Origin of the sequence: Nocardia uniformis NBRC 13702 (assembly GCF_001613345.1) — a bacterium.
Lineage (GTDB): Bacteria > Actinomycetota > Actinomycetes > Mycobacteriales > Mycobacteriaceae > Nocardia > Nocardia uniformis.
The window spans coordinates 104,128-127,457 of sequence record NZ_BDCE01000064.1; the positions used below are offsets into that span (position 1 = coordinate 104,128).

Sequence of the window (23,330 nt, forward strand, 5' to 3'; positions counted from 1 at the left end):
CACTATTCCCCGGCGGCCAGCTTTGTCGGGTCTAGCACGAAATGCCAATTGCGCGTGACGAATTGACCTTGCGCGGCCGTCAGCGCAGTGGTCGTCGCGTCTTCGGGCGCGGTCAGGGTCACCCGCCACCGCCCATCCTCGGTCACCGCGCTGCGCGTGGATTCACCGCCCCGCACTCGGGCGATCGCCAGATACTCCAGCAGCAGTTGGAGTTCGGGTTCGGTGAGCGCGGCCCACTCCGACATCGCGGTACCCGAGCGCGCACGCAAGGTCACCTCGGCCGACCGCCGCTGCGCCAGCGCCGCTGCTCTAGACCTGCGGGCCGCTTCCCTGCCTACCGAGTTGTCTATCGCCTTGGTGCGTTTGCCGACCGCCGCGCGGTGTCCGTGCTCACGGAACCGCGCGGTGATCGGGGCCGCATCGGCGTCAGCCCAGGCAAGAGTGTGTTCGTCCGCGCTTTCTGCGGCAATCAGCAAGTGCCTTGCCCCGAAAACACCGACGGCCGTATCCCACATTTGCCACGCGGTGTCGTCGTCGGGGGCGCGTTCAATCGCCCGCACCAGGTCGAGGAGTTCGCCGCGACGGGTGAGCGCGCCGCCGGTATCCATCAAAATGTGCATATTCCGAGCCCACGGCGCCACCAGGTCGCGCAACTGTCGGCGCAGCCGACGTGCTTGCCCATCGGCCCCCGCGAACCAGCCGCCCAACGCGTCCCAGGTACGCACCCACCGCTGCGTCTGATTCTCGACGATCGTCTCCGACGCATCCTGCGCGAGCGCGCCCCGGACGCACGCCCGCCACACTGATTCGGTGAGCTGAGGTTCAAGCTCGGTGATCACCTGCGCGACCGCGGGAGTGTAGATGTCGACCTGTTCGCCCCACATCCCCACATAGGACTGCAAGGTGAGCCACAGGATCTCTTGCTTATCCGGGTCGGGGCCACCAGAGAGCGCGTGCGCCAGACTGCGCTGCCACGACCGTGCCGCCACCGCCATACCATGGTGTAGCGCGATGATCTGCTGATATTCCGAGGCCGCGGCAGGGAACCGACGCTCGTCGATCGCGGTGGCGAATTCGCGAAGACGGTCGTGGATCGCGCGCGGCGCCAAGGTCAGGTCTGCGGCAGCGTCTTCGTCGGCAGCGAGTTCGAGTGTCCAGAAGGTGTGCAGTCGGGCTGCGGTGGGGGTGAGCTGAAACCGGTCACGGCGCCGCAGAAAGTCCTCACCGGTGCGCGCGGGCTCCTGCCATCGAGTAAGCACTGCCCACCGCACCAAACTGTCCAGCCGAGCGTCGAGCACGAACGCGTCCTCGTGCATGAGCCGGTCGGCTACGTCCGACCCGGTCTTGGCACTCACCCACGCCCGAAGTTTCAGTGCGATGTCGTCGTAGGACATGCCGGTGAGGCTCGTGTCCTGCGCCTCGACCATCACATCGACAATCGCCCGATATTGCGCCGCGAACCGTGACACCAGATAGGCAGGAACAAGTTCCTGTCCCGGCAGGTGGGCCGCCCACGGGTCAGCCCCTGCCGACTCGACCAGCTCGTCCCCGTCCCTCACCGCGTCAACGATACGAATCTGGCCCGACGTGGCGCCGCCGGGGTGGTCGCAGTCTCCCAGCGGGATAGGAACTATCCTTCGGCGGCGAGTTGCCCGCAAGCCGCGGCGATCTCCTGACCGCGCGTATCACGCACCGTTTCTTCCCCAACATATCCGCACGCCACGGCTGATCATTGACGTCACGGATGAGGGCATACTCGATCGATACTCGACGACCGGACTTGTCCGCGTAATACCGTGCCGCGTCGAGGACCTCGGCGACAGGCCATCGGTTGTTCACCGGCACCAGCGTATCCCGCAGCTCATCATCCGGAGTATGCAGCGACACAGCCAAAGTCACCGATAGGCCGGTATCCGCCAACTTCCGGATCGCCGGCGCCAACCCCACTGTCGATACCACCACATTCCGCTGCGAAATCCCGAACCCATCCGGCGACGGCGACGTAATCCGTTGCACCGCAGCAAGAACCCGCTTGAAGTTCGCTAACGGCTCGCCCATACCGACCCTTTTACAAATCACTGACCAGCACATACGCGAAAACGAGGGAACGAACACCGCCCCGGAAGCAGTCTCTCTGTGTAAGTCGAACGTGTACGGCTGGAGCCCGAGGGCGCAACGCGAGCCTCGACGTGCCACAGCGTGGTACGGTGTGGGTATGCCAGTCCCTGAAGTGCCGCAGCCGACCGAGGTCAGCGTGCGTCAATTCGTCAACGACTCCGGTGCCGTCACCCGCGGCCTGCGGGAAGGCAGACAATATGTCCTCACCATCAACGGCGAACCACTGGCCGAAGTAAGGCCCATCAGACGGCGTCGCTTCGTGCCGACCGGGCAGGCCCAGGCGATGTTCGCCGCCGCGCCCGCACTCGACTACGACGCGCTGCGCGACGACCTGGACGCAGCCGTAGACGGCGAGCTCTCCGACGACCCGCTGGAAGGAACCGGGCTGTGACTCGTCAAGCCAGGGGTGTTCTCGACACCAGCATCGTCGCGGCCTTCGCCCTGTTCGATCCGGCCGAGCTTCCTGTCGAGTCCGCCATCACCGCAGTCACCCTGGGCGAGCTCTCGCGTGGGCCGTACGCCACCGATGATCCGGGCAGACGCGCCCGACGGATCGCCGTACTGCAGCACGCCGAAGCCACATTCGGCGACGCGCTCCCCTATGACAGCGAGGCCGCACGACTGTTCGGGTTGATCTGCGCCTCGGTCTACGCAATCGGCCGACAACCGCGCCGACGGACGGCCGACCTCATGATCGCAGCGACCGCGGCGCGAAACGGATTGCCGCTGTACACCACCAATCCCAAAGACTTCGCCGGCCTCGAGTCCCACGTCATGATCGTCCCGGTTACCCGCCCAGAGGGGGCTACCGGGTGATATTGGGATCCGCGAGTCGCCTGAGGAAGGCCGGCCGACGAGCGTGCCGTTCACGCAGGTTCGCCACACGACAAGCGAATTCGTTTGTGTACCCGTCGCGTTCGGCCAGCTCACGCAGATCGGCCAACAGCTCGGCGGCTTCATCGTAGGAACGGCCCCTGCCGGTTTCGACCAGCGCCTCCACTCGGCCCCAAACAGCCTCCCCCTCTGTGGTCAAACGGCGCAGGCGACGTTCCCGCTCGCGGAGGTGTTCAGCCTCTTGCCGAGCGAGTTCACGGTCCCGTTCCGCAGCCTGGACGCGTTCCCGTTCGGCTCGGTGGCGTGCCGCACCGTCGAGCAGATCCGTGACCGTGCGAGTGCCCGCCATCGCCGGTTGTGCAGCACCGCCGCGATAGCGGCGCAGCAACTCCGCCCGCACCGCCGTGGACTCACCGAGCGCCACCCGCAACAGCAGCCCATCCTTGTCCGCGATATCCAGACTGGAGATCCAAGCGGCCACCGCACTCGGATCGTCGGTAGTGGCAGCCAGATTCGGACTCGCCCGCGCCGCGACCTCGAGCACATCCGGGTCCACCCGCAGGAATTCGGCCAGCGCCAGCTGCGGAGCGGTCAGCGCGCGCAGGCCGGGCGGCACCGGCGGCCCGAGCTGCTCATCGTGGTCGCGGTCGAAAGCATCCTCATCGCGCTCCCAGGTGCCGTATCCGGCCAGCCAGGCCAGATATAGCGCGCGCAGATCACCGCTCGCCAACTCGGAACGCACGCCGATCAGCACCGACAGCGAATCCTCCGCGGATTCCTCCCAGTCGCCGTCGTACTCGTCGCTGGTCATATCGATGAGCAGATGCTCCCCCACCGTCCACGCCGTCACGTAGTCGCCGACGCAATACTGGTCGACGACATCCAGGCCGAGTGCCGTGCGCGGCAACTTGAACAGGAAACGGTGCGTGCCCCAAGTGGTCACATACAGGTGCGCATCGTAGTAGCGCTCCACCATGCGGACGGGATCGCCTTTGAAGTTCCCCCAGTGGTATTCGTTGACGAAGCGCGTCGCGGTGATCCGCGCCCGGGTCGACAGCTCGCGCACCTGCGCCTGCTGAGATTCGGTCAGCGGCCGGTCAACCGCGACGAATTCGTAGTACTGGTATTCGCTCAATGCCGTTCCTCGGGCCCCGCGGAGTCGAATGGCACAGCGCGGAAACCGGATTCGTCACCCAGGTGGAAGTACAAGCGTCCGCGTAGAATTCCGTCTTCGGCCACGACCGCCCAGCCACGCCCACTCGCCGGGTCGCACTCGTCGTTTCCCTCCCAGCTGAAACCGACACCGTCACGACCATCGTGTTGCTCCGGGCGACAATCCATACCGCCGTTCACCGCGATGATCGCGAACTTCCCTGTGCCGTTCGCGTAGAACTCGATGTACCCGGGACCGCACAGATCGATCGCGTCGCGGTCCCAGTTGTCCATCTCCACGATCCGCCAGCGACCGAGCACAGCCTCTGGAAGCCGGGTGCGTTTCCTAGGTGCCATCGCGAAGAAGGCTACTGCGAGCCGAGCCTTCGATCCAGGGCTATGCCTCGGCGGCAAGCTGGCCGCAGGCGGCGGCGATTTCCTGGCCTCGGGTGTCACGGACCGTGCACGGCACACCCTGCGCCTCGACCCGGCGAACGAACTCGCGCTCAATAGGTTTCGGAGAAGCGTCCCACTTGCTGCCCGGGGTCGGATTGAGCGGGATCAAGTTCACATGGACGCGGGAGCCGAGTGCCTTATGGAGCTTCTTGCCGAGCATATCGGCGCGCCAGGGCTGGTCGTTGATATCGCGGATCAAGGCGTACTCGATGGACACGCGACGACCGGTTTTGTCCGCGTAATAGTGCGCGGCATCCAGGACTTCAGCCACCGGCCAGCGATTATTGACCGGCACCAACGTATCCCGCAGCTCATCATCCGGAGTATGCAGCGACACAGCCAAAGTCACCGACAAACCCGTGTCCGCCAGCTTCCGGATCGCCGGTGCCAGACCCACCGTCGACACCACCACATTCCGCTGTGAAATCCCGAACCCATCCGGCGACGGCGACGTAATCCGTTGTACCGCAGCCAAAACCCGCTTGAAGTTCGCTAATGGTTCCCCCATGCCCCCCGTTTTACAAACTCGCTGACCAGCTGAAATCGAGGAATCGCGCCGATCATCTTGCATTATGTCGCCATCGACATACACTGGATTCGTGGGTGACCTCTTCACCGTCGAACTTGAGCCTGAGGTGCGGGACTGGCTCCAAGCTCTGCCAGCCAAACACTTCCTCAAGATCGACGAATACGTCGGACTCCTTGCCGAGCAAGCCGAGACCCTCGGCGAGCCTTACTCCCGATATCTCGGCGACGGTGTCCGTGAGCTGCGCCCAACCTTGGACGGCGCCCGTATCCGCATCACCTACTGGCTCGCACCGGACCGGAGCGCAGTTTTGGTGACCGTGTTTCGCAAGACACGGATGCGTGAAGACGCCGAGGTGAAACGGGCGAAGTTCGCGCAGCAGATCTGTCAGATCGAACACGAACCCGCCCATCAGGAGTTCATCCGCACGATCGAGAAGGGAGAATTGGACCGGTGAGCCACACACGCTGGAAGACCCTCCGGGAACGCAAACTCACCGAGGGCTACACCGAACCGACCGAGGTCGCTGAGACCCGGCGCGAAATCCAGCTCTCCATGACGCTGGCCAAAGCCGTCTACGACCGTCGCGTAGAACTCAGACTCACCCAAGCCGACCTCGCCGAACGCGCCGGACTGACCCAAGCGAAGATCTCGCGCATCGAAGGCTCGGACACCGTCCCCACCCTGCCCCTGCTCGCCAAACTCGCCGACGCTCTGGACGCAACACTCAACATCGCACTCGACTCCGACGACACCCGCGTCAGCTTCACCAGCCACCACACCGACGCTGCCTGAGGCTGACCGAACCGGATAGTCACTACGGCGTGAGGACCACCATTCCGCGGTGCTCCCGAGCCTCGATGAGCCGATGAGCCTCGGCGGCATGCTCCAGGGGAAGAGTCGTGTCGACCAGAGGGACGAGGCGGCCACTGGCGGCGAAATCGATAGCCTGGCGGCGAGTTTCGGCAAGTCGGGCATGGAAAGCCAGGCCACCGCACCCCGTCAGGGTCAAACCCCGAGACATGAGGTCCATCGCGGTGACAGCGGCGGGTAAACCACTGAGCATGCCGTAGTGCACCATTCGCCCGCGCAGCGGTGTCATCAGGTCCAGTAGGCCCGTTGCCGACTCACCACCGATCGATTCGAAAACAACGTCTACGGTGCGCTCGCCGAGATGCTCCGACAGCCGCCGCTGCCAATCCGGGTCGGTTGAATCCACGACATGCTGCGCACCGAGCTTCCGGGCCTGCTCCTGCTTCGTTCGCCCAGCCGTACCCAGAACCAAAGCACCTGCCTGCGCAGCCAATTACCCCTCCAATAAATTGACTATCAGTCCAGTTGGTCTGCCGCTAACATATGGACCGCCAGTCAAGTTGTCAACGGGAGGTGCGGTGCACGACGAGGAACCCCGGATCCGAGCCGACGCCGCACGCAACCGGCGAGCCATCCTGGACGCCACGGCCGGGCTACTGGCCGAGTTCGGCTATGAGCACGTCACCATGGATCGCGTGGCCTCGGCGGCTGGCGTCGGCAAGGGCACGATCTTCCATCGCTTCGGCAGCCGCGCGGGCTTGTTGCACGCGCTGGCACTTGACGACGCGAACGCATTACGCCACGGCGTCAGCTCCGGACCACCACCGCTCGGCCCAGGCGCTCCTGCCGAAAAACGCTTGTTCGCATTCTTCGACGCACTGGCGGCGAACGTAGTTGCCAACGTCGAACTTGTTGCGGCCGTGTCTGATTCCACCCCGGAGTCCGACGCCGAACCGCTGCACAAGTTCTGGCATGAGCACACTCGAATCCTGCTCACCGAGGTCCGCCCCGATACCGACACCGACCTGCTGGCGACGCTGCTGCTCAACACACTGTCAGGAAGCCCCGTGCTGCGCCTGATTCGAGACGGGCATGGAACCCGCTACATCGACAGCGTCCGCACACTCATCACCTCGATGATACGTGCAGGCGCAACCTCAACTCATCCCTCCGCGGCGAGCTGACCGCAGGCAGCGGCGATCTCCTGGCCGCGGGTGTCACGCACCGTGCACGGCACACCCTGGTCGTTGACGGGGCGAACGAATTCGCGCTAAACAGGTTTCGGAGCCGCGTCCCCCTTGCTGCCCGGGGTCGGAGACATCACGTGGCTAAACGTCGCTAGGCGGTTTCGGCATGTCTGCCAGCAGTTCAGCCAGATCACGGTCCCGATTGAATCCCCGCTCAGCAATCAACCGAACCGCCTCGGCAGCGTCTGCCATGTCCCTCGTGGTCGCAACCGCAGCTAAGTTCCTGAGATCCGCGCTGTCCTGAGGACGGCTCTCATCATCGCGGGCAAGCAGCTTCAATGCAATGAGGTGCCCGGTACGAGCGACCGGCACAACCAGCCCCGGGAAGATCTCGAGTGACTCCGCAGCCTGAACAATCTCTGGCTCGATGCCTGAACTGGCAAACAGCAGGTCCACGACCACCGAGACTCCGTCGATACGCCGTTTGAGTCGAACAGTCGCCAGCCTCCCACTATCGTGTTCAACCGACGCGAAGAACTGGTATCCGGTTGCCATCAGCGACTGCACCAAAGCCTCCGCTTGACTGTCGTCGACAACTGCGGCAGCGATGTCGACATCCTGTGTGAATCGCGGCTCCGATCGAGCGGACACCGCGAACCCGCCGACAATTGCCCATTGAAATCCGCGCTGGTCGAGATCGGAAGCAGCCTTTCGCAGAGCGGCTTCGAGTGGGTTCACGCGAACCTGGCCGCAGGTCGGCCCCGCCCTTTGCCGAGCGGCTCGTAAGGTCGCGCCAGCAACCACTCGTCAACCGCTGCATCGATCACCGACTCATCCGCGTCCGGATGCAAACGACGAAGTCGGGCACGCTTCATCCCCAAGCCGAACTCGAACATCGCGATCGCGAGCCGCAGTCGTTCCGCGGGTGAGTCTTCGTCCATGGCCAAAGACTACCGCCGTTCGCCGGAACCCTGCCCCACCTCACAAGTCCCGCTGACTTCCACACCGGCCGGGCGTCCGGCATTGACCAGCCAACCCAGGCTGGAACAAACTGCGTTGGTCTTGCACGACTTGGCAATACGCTGAGATACAGGCTCGATCCGCGAATCTTCGATGGAGGCCGATACATGAACCGCCACAGTGGCATAAGGCGACCTTCAACCGGTAGACGTTTCGTTCTGTTCATTGCCACCTGGTTCAAGGACCATCCGAACGGAACCAACGAAGAGTGCCGTTGTGACGCGGAGAAGAACTTCGACGAAGTCACCGTCGAGAAGGTCGAGCACGCCCTCGATTCCATTCACTCTGCGCTAGCAGCGGGAAGAGGGATACCGGTCGGCGTGTACAGGCCCTATACGCAGGAGTCTCAGAACGAGCATTCGCCAGCGATTGCCCAGATGCCCCGAGAACCCTGCCCCTCATGCGACGTCATTCCTGACTACGCTGGTCACTGTCGGTGTGGGTGAGAAGGGCTACCTGTCGTCGGCACTAGCCTTCGGCGGCGAGTTGCCCGCAGGCGGCAACGAACTCCTAACCGCGGGTGTCGCGGACGGTGCAGGGGACGCCCTGTTCGTTGACGCGGCGAACGAATTCGCGCTCAACGGGTTTGGTAGCCGCGCTCGAACAACACGGATACGTCGTCGAAACCGCAATGACCGCAGAAACATTCGCACGACTGCTCGTGTCAGCACCCAACGAACCTGGCAGCGAACCGGATAAGTTGGAGATGTCGGCCGACTGGCGGGCGCATCCTCCGGTGCTGCTCGATATCGGACCGGTGCTGCACCCCGATGATGCCGTCGCCAACAAGATGTGCGCACTCTTCGGTCGGGCGCTCCCCAGAGATTTCCTCGATGTCGACGCCGCGATCACCAGCGGACGATACAGCCGCGATCAACTGCTCGAGCTTGCCAAGAACTCCGATGACGGCTTCGACCCGCACATGTTCGCCGATGCAATCGGCGCACTGAGCCAAATCACCGACGATGCCTTCACCGAGTACGACATTCCATCGGAAGTCATCACGGCCATGCGCCAGCAATTCGCCGAATGGCGCAGAAGACTCCAGGCTCGGTAGCTCGCCGGCCGCCGCATCGGTGGAACTGAGCTCATTCGATGGCGGTCAGCTCGAGTTCAACCGGGGTGACGATACCCAGATCGTGGCAACCCGGTTCCGCCCACTGCGCAACGTCGTCCCGGAACCTGGCTCCGAACTCTTCGTCGTCGGCGTCATAGTTGGCCACGCGGCCCGCGGCAATGGCCAGGCCCAGGCCGCTGATGCGGACCGCAAGGTTGAGATCGTCCAGGCTGCTGATCGTCAGCTGCATCGGGGCGGTGGAGGAAATCAATACATGGCGACTGGCCACAGTACCGGTACTGCCGTCAGAGCAGGTGATCGTCAACTCGGCATCCTTACCGTTGCCCGCATAGACGATCTCGCGAACTGGCTTGTTGCTCAACGGAAGTGTTTCCCATGGGGCTTCCCTCATGGCGCACAATCATGGCAGGCCGCGCGGGATTCAGCGGCGTTATGGCGTGAGCACCAGCATTCCGCGGTGGGCTCGCGCCTCGATGCGGCGATGCGCCTCGGCGGCACGCTCTAGTGGCAGCGTCACGTCGACCAGCGGGACGAGTTGGCCGCTGGCCGCTAGTGCGGGGCTTGAACACCCCTACCTCGTCTTCGACAGGCCGTGTTCAGGGTCAACCGCCCGGCGGATCTTTTCTAGCTGGCAGTTGCCGCGGCCTGTCGTTGAGACCGTCGTAGAGCGCCCCGTGCTCACGGCGATACTCGGGGGCAGGGGCCAACTCCGGTATCGACCGCACCGCCCCCTGCGCGCACTGCACCGCGTCCATGTCCTCCGCAGCGCGGTACAGGATGGGCGGATCTGGTCGGCGCGTACGAGCGGGCTGGGCTTCCCCGAGGACACCGAACTCGCCGCAGCGACGGCCGCCGCGATCACCTAGCGCGATCAGCGTGCACTGAGCGGACTGGTTCAATTCTGGAGCCGGGATACTCCATGGGGGGGCTTGAACACGTCTTCGGCGCGTCGGCGGCCGTGCGTAACTCATTGGCTTACACACGGCAACGGCCTGCGATGGGCGTCGTTTCTTATTTCAGGGGCAGGGCGGCGGCGGTGCCGCCGACGTCGGTGATCTTCCAGTCCAGGTTCTTGTCGAGAGTGACGTTGTAGGTGACGGTGGTTTGGGCGCCGTCAGGAGTTTGGGCACTGCTGGAAGTGACGTTCACGAAGACGTCGACCTTGTAGATGCCGCCTTCCACGGTCGAGACTTTCGCCGCGATCGGCGTGGCGGTGGACATCCACTTCAGCGGCGTGAGGATCTGTTCCAGCTTCGGGGCGGTGGCGTCGAACTTGGCGGCCAACTGCGGTGTGGTTCCGGCCTTGAGCTTGCCCACCCAACCGGCGAGGTCGGTGGCGTTGATAGTGGCCGCTCCGATGGCGTAGTCGGTGGCGGCTTGTTCGGCGTGGCGGTTGTCCGCGGCGGCCGAGTCTCGTTCGGAGACTTGGCCTTTGGCCTGGATCAGCAGAACACCGACGACTGCCAGCGCGGTGATCAGGGCGGCGACAACGGCTCCGGTGACCATGGTGGACAGGCGCAGCGAAACGCTGCGCGGGGTGGCGAGCTCGGCGGGGGTGGGCTCGGATTCGGTTGTCATGGAAGCTCCTCGGTCGCGCTATTTAAGGTTGATTTGTAGTTGCAGTGCGCCGTCGGGGCTGGTGCCGCGCAGGGCTTGTTCGATGAGGGCGGACAGGTCTATCCCGGGCAGGGATCCGGCCGCGTTGTTCAGCAGCGGCTGCACGACGGGGAAGAGTTGTTGCAGGTCGGGGCCGATCTGGTCGATGTAGGTGGTGACCTCGCTGAGGAAGGGCAGCAGTCCGGTGCCGGTGGAGTACGCCTCGGGCACCGGGCGTGCGTTCAGCAGTCGTTCCAGCGAGTCGACGACCTCGCGGACCTTGACACCGAATTCTCCCCATTCGGGTCCTGCCGCAGCCATATTCGCTCCGGCACGTGCCACGTCGGGCCCGGGGACCTGGGCGTTGTCGAGTAGCGCCCGGATCTGTGGGGCCCGGCTGAGCAGGGTCGCGGCGAGCAGGTTGGAGGCACGGGCGAGTTCGGGAATCAGAGCGTCGGTGCCGGCGATGGCCTGGGAGAAGGTGGCAATGATCGAGCTGATGGCTTGCGGATCGAACTGTTCGAGCAGGGTGGTGATGGTGTGCGCCATATCGGGGATGGATACGGGCAGCCGTACCTGCTCGGCGCGCACCCTGGCCCCGTCGGTCAGATATGGCCCGCCGCCGGTGGTTCGCGGCCGGAATTCGATGTAGAGCTCGCCCAGCGCGGACAACTGTTCGAGGGTGATGACGCTGTCGGCGGGAATGCGGTAGCCGTCCTCGATACGGAAGTCCACGTCGACCCCGGCCGGGGTCGTGGTCACGGCGGTGACCTCGCCGACCTTGACGCCCGACAGCAGCACCGGTGAGCGCGGGACCAGGCTGACCGCGTCGGGCAGTTCCATGGTCGCGGTCGTGTAGTGCTCGGACCAGCGCACGCCCACGATGCCGAAAGTCAGATAGACGCTGCCGATGACGAAGACGACGGCGATCGAGCCGAGCGAAAGTAAGGAACCCAGGCGAGGTTTCATCGCACCATGCCGATCATCCGCAGGGTCGCCAGCATGCTGTTCACCTGGTCGTCGGAGGACACGGTGGTCGTGCCGTCGGCGTTCTCGATTCCGAGGCCGGTGACGTTGACCTTCGGGCCGCGCTCGAAGAACGGAATCACCTTGTCGTGAAACAGCGCGACCAGCCGATTGAGGTTCGACGGAGCATCCAGATTCAGCGGTCGGCCGTCCGCCAGCAGCATCGGCACGAAGGCTTTGGCAGCCGCGTCACCGCCCTTGACCAGGGGTGCGAGCCACTCCAGGGCGTGCGCGATACCGCCCAGTGCGCCGATCACGCCGACGACATTGATCAGCGACTGCGCGATACCGGTGATGGTGACCGCGCCCTCGGGGGTGAGCAGGACGTCGAGCGCCTGCCGATTGTCTTGCACCACAGCCGCATTGGTGGCGATCGCGTCCAGGAAGGCGTCGACCTCGTCGAGGTGCCGGGATACGTCGATCAAGTCGTCCTTGAGGGTCGCGGCGATCCGCCCGGTTTCGGCGGGGTCCTGCGGTAGCGCCGCATTGAGCTGATTCACGATGTCCTGTGCCGAATGCAGCGCCCCGCCGGAGACGAAGGTCGCCAGCCCGGCGATGACGTCTTCGATTTGCAGGGCCGGCGCGGTCTGCCGCACCGGGATGGTGTCGTCGGGGCGAAGATCCGGACCGGCATCCACGGCGGTGGTGTCGAGGGAGATGTAGATGTCGCCGAGCACGGTGGCCTGCCGCAATTGCGCCCGGGTGCCGGCGGGGAGCACCACCGCCCGTTGCACATCGATGTCGGCGACGGCGTATCCGGGCGTGCCGACGGTCGGGTCGGTCACCGTGATCCGGCGCAGTTGCCCCACGCGCGCCCCGTCGGCCATGACCTTCGCTCCGGACGGCAGGTTCAGCGCATTGCTGAATTGGATGTGCAGTGTGTAGGTGGGTCCGCTCACTCCCGCACCGGGCAGGGTCAGCCGGGCCGGATCCACGGTGCAGCCGCCCACCAGCAGCAGCGCGGTCAGGACCGCGGTCGGCACCGCGAAGGCACGTACTCGTCGTGTAGGAGGAGTTGTCAACGCGCACCTGCCATTCCGAGCACCAGCGGCACGAGGTCCACTGTCGTCAGCCCGTTCGCCGCGGTGCAGCGTCCGGGCATCGCGGCATTGATGGTGCCGCACACCAGGTCGGCGTCCGGCTGGTCGAGGGCGACCCGCGGCCCCGCGTAGGTCATGGCCAGGCGTCCGGTATCGGGGTCGGTGGTCGCACGGAATGCCGGGGTTACGGCGGGGATCATGTCGATGAGCTTTTGCAGGGTGCCGACATTGGCTCCGATCAGATGGAGCTTGGATACCGAGCTGTCGAGGATCTGCAGGATCGGGCCGCCGTATTCGGTGGTGATGTCGTTGAGCCAGGGCAGGATGGTGACGACGGAGTTCACGAACTCGATCACCATGTCCCACACTCCATTGACGAGCTGCAGGATCGGCGCGAATCCGTTCAGCATCTCCCGCAGATCGCCCCAGCCATTGGCGACACTGGCGGACAGTTCGGTCAGCCGGTCGATCAGCGACCCGATGTGCCCGATCGCGGCATCGGGTGCACGCAGGGCGCTCGCCAGCGCTGTGATGGTGTCGTTGAGTTTGGTTCCGGTCCCGGCGGTCGCTTGATCAAAGGCCGTCACCGCGCGCCGCACGCGGTCGCGTTGCGCCGGATCGTCGCCGCCTTGCAGTTGGTCGGCGATTTTCGACATGGCGTCGAGGGTTTGGGTGAGGCTCTTGGGTGTCATGGTCTTGGTGAGACACCGACGCGGATCCCAGTCCGCGCCGCCTGTGACGCCCAGCACCGCCAGTTTGCGGTCGGCGACGATGGTGGTGGCCAGGGTCGTCGCGGTCGCCTCGCCGCGCAGGGGATGTTCGGCGTCGACCTCGAATTCGACTCGGGCGCCGGTGCCTTCGGGTCGGACGGTGGTGACGGTGCCGACCTTGATGCCGCGCATGGTCACCTCGTTGCCGGTATAGAGGCCGATCGCGTCGGGCATCATCGCGCAGTAGCCGATCATCTTCTTGGTCGGATCGAGCAGGACGAAACCGGCGGCCGCAACGACGGCGGCGGCGAGTGCCGCGCCGAGGATCGAGATGAAGGCCCGCGAGGCGAGCAGGGTGCGCAGCATCAGCATCCCTTCCCGGGCACCGGGACGCATACTGCGGTCGCCGAAATTAGTTGTGTCGATTGGTCAATGGTGACGCCGCCCGAAGCGGTGGCCAGCTCCTGCAGTCTGGTGTTCAGTTGCCCGATGGTGTCGGCCACGCCGCCGAGCCGGTTCCCCAGTTGTTCCAACTGCGGCCAGGCCTCGATGAGTTTGTGCGCCAGCGGTTGCAGCCGGATGGTCCAGGCCGGTTCGATCGCGGCAATGCGGGACAGCAACTCCGAAACCACCTGTAGCACCGCGAGCACCTCGGCGCGCCGGTTGAGCACGACGGTCTCCATGAGGCCGATCTTGGACAGCATGGCGCCGATGACGTGGCGGGATTGCCCCAGCAGGGTCAGGTATTCGTCGGCGACGTCCAAAGCCCGGCTCACGTCGTTGTTCTGACGGTTCACCAGGTCGACGAAGGTCGCCATGGCGTCGGCCATATCGCGGATCGAGTCCGGGTTCTGTTCCAGCGCCGAGGTCAGCGCGGCCATATTGCGGCGCAGGGTGTCGCCGTCGATGGCCGCGAGCGGGCGTTCCGCGTCCTGCACGGCCTGGGCCAGGTTGTAGGGCAGCTTCACGTGGTCGGCGGGAATCGTCGTGCCGCCCAACGGATTGTCACCCGCGGGAACCAGCGAGACGTAGTGTCCGCCGACGGCGGTGAGCATCCTGATCTCGAGGGTGGACTGCGCGCCGATGAACACCTGCCGGTCGACGGTGAACGTCATGGTCACCGAATCCTCGTGCAGGGCAAGCGATCGCACCGTGCCGACCGCGATGCCCGCGATGCGGATCTCGTCACCGACCTGCGCCGAGGTCGCCTCGGTGAGCGCGGCGGTGTAGGTGGATTTGCCGATCGGCAGGAAGTAGATGATGGCGCTGGCGGCGATGAGCACCGCCGCCGCGACCATGCCGGCGATGCCCAGCCACAGCTGCCGTTTGCGGGCCGCCGCCTCGTGGCGGTCGGTGCCGAGTACGAAATCGATTGCCTGCCTCAGCCTTTGCATACCGCGATCCTCTGTCCTCGGATCAGTACGTCCACGACCGCCGGCACCTCTGCCCGGCCGCGTGAGCAGGTCAGGTCGACCCCGGTGTTCCCGGCGGGCATCAGCGCGATCAGTGATTGCAGCAGGCCCGGCAACCGGCTCAGCGTGTCGATGGCGGCATCGGGGTCCGGGAAGAGCCGTTGCAGATCGTTGTCCAGATCCGGGTTGGCGGGATAGGTGAAGCCCAGGGTGGCGAGCAGATTGTTGATCGGGGTGAAGATCGAGGGCGCGACGTCGACCATGTCCATCAGTCCGTCGAACTGTTTTTGCAGGTTGACGAACACATCGGAGATGCCCTGGATGAGGATGCCCGCCTCGGGTGAGGTGCCGCCGATCTGGTCGGCGATCTGCTTGAAATTGCGCAGCAGCACCGAGATCACGGCCTGCCGGTCGGTCGCGAATCCACTGAGCGTGCCGATCGCGTCGAGGGTCGCCCCGATGCGGGTGCCGTCGCCCTGCAAGACCGCCAGGGCATTGACCGCCAACTGGTTCACCGCCTCGGGCGAGAATTCCTTCAGCACCGGTTCCATCCCGTTGAAAAGACTGGTGATATCGAAGGAACCGGTGGTGTGGTCGAGGCCGACCGTGGCGCCGGCGGCGAGCCGTTCTCCCGGTGAATCCGGTTGCCGCACTTCGATATATCGCTGCCCTGCCAGGTTTTGGTAGCGAATGGACAAGATGCTGGACCGGTACACCGGACGATCACGATGCACCGTGAACCCGACGCGCGCCCGCTTACCGTCCAGCGCAATGGATTTCACCTTGCCGACGGCGACGCCGAACATGCGGACGTCGTCACCGGTCTTGAGTCCGCTGGAGTCGGCGAACAGTGCGGTGAAGGAATTGGTGTCCCCGGCGATCGGGCGCTGGATGGCTTGCACGATTCCGGCGGTCAGCAGCATCATGGCCGCCACGAACAGCGCGAATCGCCACGCCAGTCCGCGAGTTGTGGGTCGCCCCTTCATCATCGGCCTCCCGTCGGCAGCGGTCGCCCGCCCAGCAGCGGCACCGCCAGCCCCGGCACTCCACGCAGGGTGATGGCGAGGTTCAGCTCGGGGCCGGTAGGCGTGTCAGTGAAGGTCCGGTTCCAGCGATCGAGCAGCTCGGTCAGGTTGGTGGCGCTGCGCCCGGGAGCGGGCACCATCAGCGCCAACTGATTGAGCAGCGTGCCGAAGGTATCGGTGTAGCCGCTCAGATACTTCTGTGCCGTCCAGCCCAGATTTGCGACATACGGAAACAACTGGTCGGTGACCAGGCCGACCCCGACGTCGAAATGGGCTCGGTCCGTGCGTAATACGTCGATGCCGTAGACCTCGTAGATGAGCTTGATCGTCCCGTCCGAGAACTTTGCAACGCCGTCGAAGAAAGCGCCGTACTGCTCGATCAGGAACGACGATGGGAATCGCTGACTGTCCGCGACCGCGCGACTCACTGAAATCAATGCCTGGATGATCGGGGTGAACGCGGCCAGATCCGCTCCGGCCTTGGTGAGCAACTCGGTCAATCGCGGTGTGAGGATGTCGGTGGCGGTGGCCGACAGCCCGCGCAACAGATTGCCCATCGTGACGTCGGTGACCCGTCCGGTGGCCGTCAGGTCGACAATCGCGCTGTCGTGCAACAGATTTCCTCCGGAGCGCCGCTTCAACACGATCGAGCTGATCCCGAACAGGTTCGACGGCGCGTAGTCGATATCGAAACTATCGGTGAGCCCGTGCAGTTTCGACGGCCGCAAGGACAGCGTCACCAGTTGCTGCCCCCGCTGCGGGCTGTCGACGGAGGCGATGGTGCCCACCGTCACACCGGTGAGGCGGACCTCCGCACCGGGCACGACACCGTCGCCGATCCCACTGGTGCGCAATTGGATTCGCATTTCATCGGCGCCGCGCGTGCTCGCGCCCACGCGCCAGCCGACACCGATCACCACCGCGAGCACCAACGCGAGGACCCCGACAAGCCGCGCCGCGCGCAGGCTGGTGTTCGTTCCTGGAAGTCCGTATACAGGCATCCGCTACCCCGAGAACGTGATGGACGAGTTGATGCCCCACAGCAGGACGGTGAGCACCATGTCGAGGGTGATGATGGCGATGAAGCTGGCGCGTACCGCACGCCCTGAGGCGATACCCACGCCCTCCGGGCCGCCGGTGGCGAAAAACCCTTGGTAGCAATGGATCAGGATCACGGCGGCGCTGAAGACCGCCACCTTGATCACCGCGGCGAGCACGTCCCACCCGTTGATGAACTGATCGAAGTAGTGGTTGTAGACGCCCGTCGACTGACCGTGCAGCACCAGTACCACCGCCGAACAGGTCAGATAGCTCAGCAGCAAGGTGACCAGGAAGGTCGGCACCACCGTGATGGCCCCCGCGATGAGCCGCGTCGTCACCACGAACGGCATAGACTTGATACCCAGCGCCTCGATGGCGTCGATCTCCTCCGAAATCCGCATAGCGCCGATCTCCGCGGTCATCCGGCACCCGGCCTGCGCGGCGAACCCCACCGCCGCCGCGATCGGCGCGAGCTCGCGGGTATTGGCGAAGGCCGACACGATGCCGGTCAGCGGCCCGAGCCCCAGCAGATTCAGCGAGGCGAACGACTGGATGCCGACGCCCGCGCCCATGGCGATGCCCAGCACCACCAGTACCGGCACGGTGCCGCCGCCCACGATCACCGACCCGCGCCCCCAGGTCATATCGGTGATCATTTTCATGGTTTGCGGCCGATACCTGCGCAGCGTCAAGGGAATCGACGCGAACACCTGCCAGACGAAACTCAGCGCGAAACCAATCGAATCAACCGGCGCGAAGAGTCGGCCGCCGCGCACCGCCCGCGCGGCCCGGCCCAACCCCAGCGGGGTGTACGGCGCGGCCATCAGGCGATCCTGGTCGGCAGGAACATGGTCACCAATTGCGTGATGCCCACATTGACCACGGCGATGGCCAGAATCGACACCACCACAGCCGCATTCACCCCATCGGCCACGCCGCGAGGCCCGCCCTTGGCCTCCAGGCCGCGCTGGCAGGCGATGATCACCACCAGGAAACCGAACAGCATGGCCTTGGCCGCCGAGATCCACACATCGGTGAGTGTGGCGAAGGATCCGAACGAGGCCCAGTAGCTACCGGGCGTCACATTCTGAACACCCGTGGCGACCGCGTATCCGGCGAGCACACCGGCGAAGATGATCAACATATTCAGCAGCGGCGCGACCACCAGCATGGCCGCCATCCGAGGAATCACCAGGCGGTGCAGCGGACTGATGCCCATGGTGTCCAGGGCGTCGATCTCATCCCGGATACGCCGTGCCCCGAGGTCGGCGGCAATGGTGGCGGTGCCCGCACCGCCCAACAGCAATCCGGTGGCCATCGGCGCACCCTGCTGAATGACGCCCAGACCACCGGCCGCCCCCAGCAGCGAATCCGCGCCGACCTGATGGATCAGATTGCCCACCTGCACCGAGACGACGACACCGAACGGCACCGCCATCAGCACCGCCGGTATCGCTGTCACTGTCACCAAATACCAGCACTGATGCAGGGTTTCGCGCCACTGGAATCGACCCGCCACCAGATCGGAGACCGCCCCCACCACCGCCTCGATGGCCATCGCGACCACCCGCCCGAAGGTCCGCACGCTCGACAGCACCACGTCGGAGAAGTTCCGGCCGACGATTCGCGTCAATCGTTCGGGAGTGGTAACCACGGTCGGTGGTCCTGTTGATCTCATCGTTCCCCTAAAGCTGAGCACTTGCCCGATACAGCGATGACGCGAGTCACTCCCGCGGATCGTGCCGAGGACGGTGTGGCGCACCGTCCTCGGCGCCGCGAGGGTGATCAACTGGCGGTGCTGACATGAGTGGACTCACGCCGACCGCTGGAACAAGCGCTACTGGTCGAACGCGATGTGCAGTTGGTCGGACTCGGGCAGGGTCTGGCATGCGAGGGTGAGGCCCGCGGCGAGTTCGTCGTCGATGAGCGATTCGTTCATGAGCATTCGGGTCCGCCCGGATTTGACGCTGCATACGCAAGTGCCGCAGGCCGATTCCCGGCAGACGTACGGCGCGTCGATGCCGTGGTCGAGGAGCATGTCGAGGAGCTTGGTGTCGCGCGGCCAGTTCAGCATGTGTGTCTCGCCGTCGATCTCGACCCGCACGGTCGCGGTGTCCTTACCCGCCCCGGTGGGTGTGGGAGTCGCCGCGGGCGCGGTGTGCTCGAATGGGTTGTCGGTGAGTGAGCGGTACTGTTCGCGGTGGACTCGCTGTTCGGGTATCCCGAGTTGGCCGAGCGCCGCAAGCGTTACTGCGGTGAATCCGGTTGGGCCGCAGAGGAACACGTCGTGATCTCGATGATCACGCGCGAGTTCCACCAGCCCGGCCACAGTGGGCAGGCCGCGTTCGTTCTCCAGCCAGTGCCGGACCGTCAGCCGCTGCGGGAAGCGTTGCGTCAGCCGGTCGAATTCGTTGCCGAAGATGACCGCGTCGGCGTCGCGGTTGGCGTAGACCACGACAACATCGCCGGTGCCGGCGGCAAGCACCGACTTGGCGATCGACATGATCGGCGTGACGCCGCTGCCCGCCGCGAACAGCAGCAGGTCCTCGTCCAGGGACCGTGGTGTGAAGACACCGGCGGGTTCGAGCACGCCGATGAGGTCGCCGGATTCGAGGTTGTCGCAGATCCAGTTCGAGCCGTAACCGCCCGCTGTGCGTTTGACCGTGACCGCCAAGCGGTCCTCGCAGTGCGGGCTGCTCGACAGCGAGTAACAGCGGGCGACCGACCCGGTGCGGTCGCTGGGCACCCGCACCGTGAGGAACTGGCCGGGCTGGTAGCGGAAGCGGGGCGCGAGGTCCTCGGGGATGTCGAAGGATACCGTGACCGCGTCGCCGGTCTCGGCGACGACGTCGCGTACCTTCACCTCGTGAGCGCGTGGGGTCATCCGGCCAATCCGATTCGTCCGAGGGCTTTTTCGGTGAGAACGAGTAGTTCAGTGGCGACCTCGTCGCGGTGCTCGTAGGGCAGGTGGTGACCTGCCCGCGGAAACTCCTGCAGCCGGGCATGGGGTAGTCGCGCGGCGATGATGTGGCTGTGCGCGGCCGGTGTGATCGGGTCCCCGCCGCCAGCCATGATGACCACGTCGGTGTCGTCGAACACCGCGAGTGTGTCGTAGCGGTCGTGGCGCAAAATCGACGCGCCCATGTCGGCGACTGCGCGCAGGTGACTCTGCGCGGCCTGCCAGACCACGCGGTTCAGGTCGTGGCGGCGTGGACGGGGTCCGAACATGCCGAATCGGTTGAACTGGCGGGCCAAGAACAATGGCTTGCTCGGTAGCCGCAGGTGCGCGATCAGCGCGACTGCGAGGGCGGTGATCGGCGGGAACCGCAGCAGCCGCCGCCCCACTGCGGGCAGATCGCCCGCGCTGGTGGCGACGAACGCGACGCCGTGCACCCGGTCCCGAATCAACTCGGGGTGCCGTTCACCCAGTGCCATCAGTGTCATGCCGCCCATGGAGTGCCCGCCCAGCACCAGGGCCCCGGTCGGCACGAGCGTGTCGATCAACGCGTCGAGATCATCGGCTAGTAGCTCCAAGCTTGCCCGCATGCGCGCCGACTGCCCGTGGCCGCGGTGGTCGTAGGCGATCACCCGCAGCGTCGGATCGGCGATGACCAGACGTTCGGCAACGTCCTCCCAGGAACGGCGCGACAGGGACCAGCCGTGCGCGAGCACCACGGTCACCTCGGCGGTCGGCACACCCCACTCGGTGACATGCAGCCAACCGCCGGATTCTCGGGGAAATCGGTGCTCGCGGTGCTCGCCGGCGGTCACTTGCGGGCCTCCACCCGGGCGGGCTCGGTCTTCGACGTCGGCGCGGGCATGTCGGCACCGATCAGCTTCATCGCCCGTTCAGCGACCGACTCGAGCGCATCGACGGTGAAGTACCGGGCGATGTTGCGGTTGATGCCGGGGGCGACGCGCATCAGGAAGTACCCGAGCCACGCTTCGGCCCGGACCGGCACTACGGCGAGGTCGTAGCGCAGTGCCCTGGTCGCGGCGCGGGCGACGAGGTTCGGGCTCAGTGGCGAGAACGGGAGTTTCGCGGCCAGTTCCTGAATCCGGACACTCGCCTGCTTGCTTCGTTCGACCGTCGCGTCGTCGACACCGACCATCACTCCGTTGAGGCCGATGTTGGTGTTGATGACGCCGGGGCAGATCGCGCTGACGCCGATACCGTGCGGAGCGAACTCGAGTCGCAGGCATTCGCTGAGCATCTTCACTCCGGCCTTGGACACCGAATAGGCCGACATGACCGCCGTCGGGGTGAACGCGGCCGCCGAGGCGATGTTGATGATGTGCCCGCCCTGGCCCCGGTCGATCATCTGTTTGCCGACCACACGACAGCCGTGGATCACGCCCATCAGGTTGACGCCGAGCTGTCGGTCCCAGTCCTGCGGCGCCAGATCCACGAAGGCGCCACTGATGACCATGCCCGCGTTGTTGACCAGCACATCCGGCACGCCGTGGTCGGCGTGGACGTCGCGGGCGAAGGACTCCCACGCCTGCGGGTCCGTCACGTCGAGGCGGGCCGCGGTGGCCTTGTTGCCCTTGCCGCGGATCATCGCCACCGTGGCTTCGGCGGCGTTCAGGTCGATGTCGGAGACGACGACGTGCGCGCCCCTGTTCGCGAATCGGAGGGCGATGGCGCGGCCGATGCCGCTGCCCGCGCCGGTCACGACGACGAGTTTCGGGTGCAGTGTGTTGATTTTCACGCGGATTCCTTCACGGTGGGCACGGACGTTGCGGCGACGGGTGCCGTGGTCGTGTAGTTGTAGACTTCGAGGTTGAAATGGCGGTTGTGCCAGTACATTTCGCCGTGCGTGGTGGGCCGGAACGGCGAATCGCCGTGATTGTCGATGTAGTAGGTGTTCGAGCCGGCGCACACGTCGGTGAACAGGAAGTTCTTCTGTTGCCGCTTCAGGCATTTGGCGAAGTAGTCGTCGTGGGCCTGTTGGCTGATCTCGACGAGATCGGTCCCGCGTCGTTTGGCCTCGGCGAGGGTGCGGCTCAGGTGCGCGGTCACCGCCTCGATCATCCAGATGTAGGAGCCGAGCACGAACCCATACGGGCCGGTGATGGTGAAGACGTTCGGGAAGCCGGGCACCGAGACGCCCTGGTAGGACTGAAAGCGGTTGACATCCCAGAACGTGCGCAGGTCCAACCCGTCGCGGCCGCGAACCGGGAACGGCGGGGTCGCGCCCTTGTCCCACAGTTTGAACCCGGTCGCGCAGATGAGGACGTCGATCTCGTGTTCCACCCCGTCCACGGTGCGCACCCCGTTCTCGGTGACGCACTCGATCGAGTCGGTGACCAGACTGACATCGGCCCGGTTGAACATCTTGAGGTAGTCGTTCGACATCGACGGCCGTTTGCAACCGAGCCCATACTTCGGCATCAGTTTCTCCCGGAGCACCGGGTCGTCGACCTGCTTGCGCATCCACCGTCGCACCGGCATCTCCGCCAGCTGCCGCACCCCACTCATCAGCCACGACGGTCCAACAACCATGCCGCTCATGCTGATTTCGGTGGCGATGGTGCCGACCAGACGCAGTGCGGAGCGCAGCGGCTTGTTTTCCAGGATCCGGCGACCCAACCCGCTGACGGCGGCATCGGACTTGGGGAACACCCAGATCGGGGTCCGCTGGAACACGGTCAGATGCTCGGTTTCATCGACGATCGCGGGTGACAGCTGCAGCGACGTCGCGCCGGTGCCGATCACGGCCACTCGCTTACCCGCCAGTGCGACGTCGCCGTCCCACATCGCGGTGTGCATCAAGGTGCCCGCGAAGCTGTCGATACCCTCGATATCGGGCATCTTCGGCCGCTCCAGCCCACCGACCGCCAGCACCAGGTAGCGGCCGGTGATCACGGGTTCGCCGTCGATCGATACCCGCCACAAGCCGTTGCGCTCGTCGAATTCGACGCCCGTCACGGTCGTGTTCAGCCGCAGCCGCTCGCGCAGCCCGTACTTGTCGACCATGTCCTCGGCGTAGTCGCGTAATTCGGAGCCGGGGGCGTAGACCCGCGACCAGTCGCCGCGCTGCTCGTAGGAGAAGCTGTAGATGAACGACGGGATGTCCACCGCCACACCGGGATAGGTGTTGGCGTGCCAGGTGCCACCGACCCGGTCCCACTTGTCCAGGATCACGAAGTCGTGAATCCCCTGACGTTGCAACGCGATACCGGTGCCGATGCCGCCGAACCCGGCACCGACCACTACCACCTCGTGATCGGGGGTCGTGCGCTCGTCGCCGGCCCGGCGGGCGGTGTTGGTTTTGGTAGCCATGTCTGCTTCT

At 65.2% G+C, this 23,330-nt stretch carries 27 protein-coding genes and 5 pseudogenes; 7 read left to right on the top strand and 25 right to left on the bottom strand.

Going from position 1 to position 23,330, the window contains the following annotated elements:
- Nucleotides 1-2: 2 nt before the first annotated feature.
- Both NU1_RS23130 and NU1_RS40595 read right to left on the bottom strand, forming a co-directional pair.
- Nucleotides 3-1,559 carry a DUF2397 domain-containing protein gene (locus tag NU1_RS23130; RefSeq protein WP_067524036.1) on the bottom strand — a complete coding sequence of 519 codons (1,557 nt, stop codon included), beginning with the start codon at nucleotides 1,557-1,559 and terminating at the stop codon, nucleotides 3-5.
- A 71-nt stretch (nucleotides 1,560-1,630) separates the two neighbouring features.
- A pseudogene (locus NU1_RS40595) lies at nucleotides 1,631-2,064 on the bottom strand (radical SAM protein); the annotation flags it as partial.
- Between the two features lie 151 nt (nucleotides 2,065-2,215).
- Here NU1_RS40595 and NU1_RS23135 point away from each other — a divergent pair.
- Both NU1_RS23135 and NU1_RS23140 read left to right on the top strand, forming a co-directional pair.
- Nucleotides 2,216-2,509 carry a hypothetical protein gene (locus NU1_RS23135; RefSeq protein ID WP_067524038.1) on the top strand — a complete coding sequence of 98 codons (294 nt, stop codon included), beginning with the start codon at nucleotides 2,216-2,218 and terminating at the stop codon, nucleotides 2,507-2,509.
- Complete coding sequence (locus NU1_RS23140) at nucleotides 2,506-2,934, top strand: type II toxin-antitoxin system VapC family toxin (protein ID WP_067524040.1); 429 nt, start codon at nucleotides 2,506-2,508, stop codon at nucleotides 2,932-2,934. The genes NU1_RS23135 and NU1_RS23140 overlap by 4 nt, the downstream gene beginning before the upstream one ends.
- On the opposite strand, the gene NU1_RS23145 is transcribed toward NU1_RS23140, so the two are convergent.
- From NU1_RS23145 to NU1_RS23155, 3 genes and pseudogenes are all read right to left on the bottom strand, one after another.
- Entirely contained in the window at nucleotides 2,924-4,087 is a 1,164-nt protein-coding gene (locus NU1_RS23145) for a hypothetical protein (RefSeq protein WP_067524042.1), read from the bottom strand. The two genes, NU1_RS23140 and NU1_RS23145, sit on opposite strands and share 11 nt — an antisense overlap.
- Nucleotides 4,084-4,461, bottom strand: a complete 378-nt coding sequence (locus tag NU1_RS23150; protein WP_212761800.1) for a hypothetical protein — start codon at nucleotides 4,459-4,461, stop codon at nucleotides 4,084-4,086. The genes NU1_RS23145 and NU1_RS23150 overlap by 4 nt, the downstream gene beginning before the upstream one ends.
- 40 nt (nucleotides 4,462-4,501) lie before the next feature.
- Nucleotides 4,502-5,071, bottom strand: a pseudogene (locus NU1_RS23155) (radical SAM protein); the annotation flags it as partial.
- An 88-nt stretch (nucleotides 5,072-5,159) separates the two neighbouring features.
- On the opposite strand from NU1_RS23155, the gene NU1_RS23160 reads away from it, so the two are divergent.
- Together NU1_RS23160 and NU1_RS23165 are read left to right on the top strand one after the other, a co-directional pair.
- Nucleotides 5,160-5,543 (top strand): type II toxin-antitoxin system RelE/ParE family toxin, encoded by a 384-nt coding sequence (locus NU1_RS23160; RefSeq protein ID WP_067524044.1) that lies wholly within the window; start codon nucleotides 5,160-5,162, stop codon nucleotides 5,541-5,543.
- Entirely contained in the window at nucleotides 5,540-5,881 is a 342-nt protein-coding gene (locus tag NU1_RS23165) for a helix-turn-helix domain-containing protein (RefSeq protein WP_067524046.1), read from the top strand. The genes NU1_RS23160 and NU1_RS23165 overlap by 4 nt, the downstream gene beginning before the upstream one ends.
- Nucleotides 5,882-5,903: 22 nt before the next feature.
- Here the strand turns inward: NU1_RS23165 and NU1_RS23170 are convergent, their stop codons facing one another.
- Complete coding sequence (locus tag NU1_RS23170; protein ID WP_067524048.1) at nucleotides 5,904-6,392, bottom strand: quinone oxidoreductase family protein; 489 nt, start codon at nucleotides 6,390-6,392, stop codon at nucleotides 5,904-5,906.
- An 85-nt stretch (nucleotides 6,393-6,477) separates the two neighbouring features.
- On the opposite strand from NU1_RS23170, the gene NU1_RS23175 reads away from it, so the two are divergent.
- Nucleotides 6,478-7,083, top strand: a complete 606-nt coding sequence (locus tag NU1_RS23175) for a TetR/AcrR family transcriptional regulator (protein ID WP_067524050.1) — start codon at nucleotides 6,478-6,480, stop codon at nucleotides 7,081-7,083.
- Here NU1_RS23175 and NU1_RS41695 read toward each other — a convergent pair.
- The 4 genes and pseudogenes from NU1_RS41695 to NU1_RS44325 all read right to left on the bottom strand — a co-directional run.
- Nucleotides 7,062-7,220: pseudogene (locus tag NU1_RS41695) on the bottom strand (23S rRNA (adenine(2503)-C(2))-methyltransferase RlmN); the annotation flags it as partial. The gene NU1_RS23175 and the pseudogene NU1_RS41695 overlap by 22 nt on opposite strands.
- A 7-nt stretch (nucleotides 7,221-7,227) precedes the next feature.
- Nucleotides 7,228-7,824 carry a nucleotidyl transferase AbiEii/AbiGii toxin family protein gene (locus NU1_RS23180; protein ID WP_067524052.1) on the bottom strand — a complete coding sequence of 199 codons (597 nt, stop codon included), beginning with the start codon at nucleotides 7,822-7,824 and terminating at the stop codon, nucleotides 7,228-7,230.
- Entirely contained in the window at nucleotides 7,821-8,027 is a 207-nt protein-coding gene (locus NU1_RS23185) for a hypothetical protein (RefSeq protein ID WP_067524054.1), read from the bottom strand. Before NU1_RS23185 ends, NU1_RS23180 begins: the two co-directional genes overlap by 4 nt.
- 589 nt (nucleotides 8,028-8,616) lie before the next feature.
- Nucleotides 8,617-8,763, bottom strand: a pseudogene (locus NU1_RS44325) (23S rRNA (adenine(2503)-C(2))-methyltransferase RlmN); the annotation flags it as partial.
- A gap of 49 nt (nucleotides 8,764-8,812) precedes the next feature.
- Between NU1_RS44325 and NU1_RS23190 the strand changes: the two are divergent.
- Nucleotides 8,813-9,163, top strand: coding sequence for a nucleotidyl transferase AbiEii/AbiGii toxin family protein (locus NU1_RS23190; protein WP_067524227.1), 351 nt, complete (start codon nucleotides 8,813-8,815; stop codon nucleotides 9,161-9,163).
- Nucleotides 9,164-9,194: 31 nt separating this feature from the next.
- On the opposite strand, the gene NU1_RS23195 is transcribed toward NU1_RS23190, so the two are convergent.
- On the bottom strand, nucleotides 9,195-9,545 hold the full coding sequence (locus tag NU1_RS23195) for a hypothetical protein (protein ID WP_157552875.1): 351 nt from the start codon (nucleotides 9,543-9,545) through the stop codon (nucleotides 9,195-9,197).
- Between the two features lie 69 nt (nucleotides 9,546-9,614).
- Nucleotides 9,615-9,728, bottom strand: a pseudogene (locus NU1_RS44330) (zinc-binding dehydrogenase); the annotation flags it as partial.
- 130 nt (nucleotides 9,729-9,858) lie between these two features.
- On the opposite strand from NU1_RS44330, the gene NU1_RS23200 reads away from it, so the two are divergent.
- A complete protein-coding gene (locus NU1_RS23200) occupies nucleotides 9,859-10,050 on the top strand; it encodes a hypothetical protein (RefSeq protein ID WP_067524058.1) in 192 nt (63 codons plus the stop codon).
- A gap of 145 nt (nucleotides 10,051-10,195) precedes the next feature.
- Here the strand turns inward: NU1_RS23200 and NU1_RS23205 are convergent, their stop codons facing one another.
- The 13 genes from NU1_RS23205 to NU1_RS23265 form a co-directional block, all read right to left on the bottom strand.
- Entirely contained in the window at nucleotides 10,196-10,762 is a 567-nt protein-coding gene (locus tag NU1_RS23205) for a hypothetical protein (protein ID WP_245720261.1), read from the bottom strand.
- A gap of 18 nt (nucleotides 10,763-10,780) precedes the next feature.
- Nucleotides 10,781-11,749, bottom strand: a complete 969-nt coding sequence (locus NU1_RS23210) for an MlaD family protein (RefSeq protein ID WP_067524059.1) — start codon at nucleotides 11,747-11,749, stop codon at nucleotides 10,781-10,783.
- The gene (locus NU1_RS23215) at nucleotides 11,746-12,828 is read right to left on the bottom strand and encodes an MlaD family protein (RefSeq protein WP_245720262.1); all 1,083 of its coding nucleotides are present in this window, start codon (nucleotides 12,826-12,828) and stop codon (nucleotides 11,746-11,748) included. The genes NU1_RS23210 and NU1_RS23215 overlap by 4 nt, the downstream gene beginning before the upstream one ends.
- Nucleotides 12,825-13,922, bottom strand: a complete 1,098-nt coding sequence (locus tag NU1_RS23220) for an MlaD family protein (RefSeq protein ID WP_245720263.1) — start codon at nucleotides 13,920-13,922, stop codon at nucleotides 12,825-12,827. Before NU1_RS23220 ends, NU1_RS23215 begins: the two co-directional genes overlap by 4 nt.
- The gene (locus NU1_RS23225; RefSeq protein WP_067524064.1) at nucleotides 13,922-14,950 is read right to left on the bottom strand and encodes an MlaD family protein; all 1,029 of its coding nucleotides are present in this window, start codon (nucleotides 14,948-14,950) and stop codon (nucleotides 13,922-13,924) included. The genes NU1_RS23220 and NU1_RS23225 overlap by 1 nt, the downstream gene beginning before the upstream one ends.
- Nucleotides 14,938-15,954, bottom strand: coding sequence for an MlaD family protein (locus NU1_RS23230; protein ID WP_067524233.1), 1,017 nt, complete (start codon nucleotides 15,952-15,954; stop codon nucleotides 14,938-14,940). Before NU1_RS23230 ends, NU1_RS23225 begins: the two co-directional genes overlap by 13 nt.
- Nucleotides 15,954-16,994: an MlaD family protein gene (locus NU1_RS23235; protein ID WP_245720264.1), complete on the bottom strand. Its 1,041-nt coding sequence runs from the start codon at nucleotides 16,992-16,994 to the stop codon at nucleotides 15,954-15,956. Before NU1_RS23235 ends, NU1_RS23230 begins: the two co-directional genes overlap by 1 nt.
- Before the next feature lie 3 nt (nucleotides 16,995-16,997).
- Nucleotides 16,998-17,858 (bottom strand): ABC transporter permease, encoded by an 861-nt coding sequence (locus tag NU1_RS23240; protein WP_067524066.1) that lies wholly within the window; start codon nucleotides 17,856-17,858, stop codon nucleotides 16,998-17,000.
- Nucleotides 17,858-18,712: an MlaE family ABC transporter permease gene (locus tag NU1_RS23245; RefSeq protein WP_067524068.1), complete on the bottom strand. Its 855-nt coding sequence runs from the start codon at nucleotides 18,710-18,712 to the stop codon at nucleotides 17,858-17,860. The genes NU1_RS23240 and NU1_RS23245 overlap by 1 nt, the downstream gene beginning before the upstream one ends.
- Before the next feature lie 159 nt (nucleotides 18,713-18,871).
- Nucleotides 18,872-19,918, bottom strand: a complete 1,047-nt coding sequence (locus tag NU1_RS23250) for a ferredoxin--NADP reductase (RefSeq protein ID WP_067524070.1) — start codon at nucleotides 19,916-19,918, stop codon at nucleotides 18,872-18,874.
- Nucleotides 19,915-20,805 carry an alpha/beta fold hydrolase gene (locus NU1_RS23255; protein WP_067524072.1) on the bottom strand — a complete coding sequence of 297 codons (891 nt, stop codon included), beginning with the start codon at nucleotides 20,803-20,805 and terminating at the stop codon, nucleotides 19,915-19,917. Before NU1_RS23255 ends, NU1_RS23250 begins: the two co-directional genes overlap by 4 nt.
- Nucleotides 20,802-21,746 carry an SDR family NAD(P)-dependent oxidoreductase gene (locus NU1_RS23260; RefSeq protein WP_067524073.1) on the bottom strand — a complete coding sequence of 315 codons (945 nt, stop codon included), beginning with the start codon at nucleotides 21,744-21,746 and terminating at the stop codon, nucleotides 20,802-20,804. Before NU1_RS23260 ends, NU1_RS23255 begins: the two co-directional genes overlap by 4 nt.
- On the bottom strand, nucleotides 21,743-23,320 hold the full coding sequence (locus tag NU1_RS23265) for a flavin-containing monooxygenase (protein ID WP_067524075.1): 1,578 nt from the start codon (nucleotides 23,318-23,320) through the stop codon (nucleotides 21,743-21,745). Before NU1_RS23265 ends, NU1_RS23260 begins: the two co-directional genes overlap by 4 nt.
- Nucleotides 23,321-23,330: the final 10 nt, after the last annotated feature.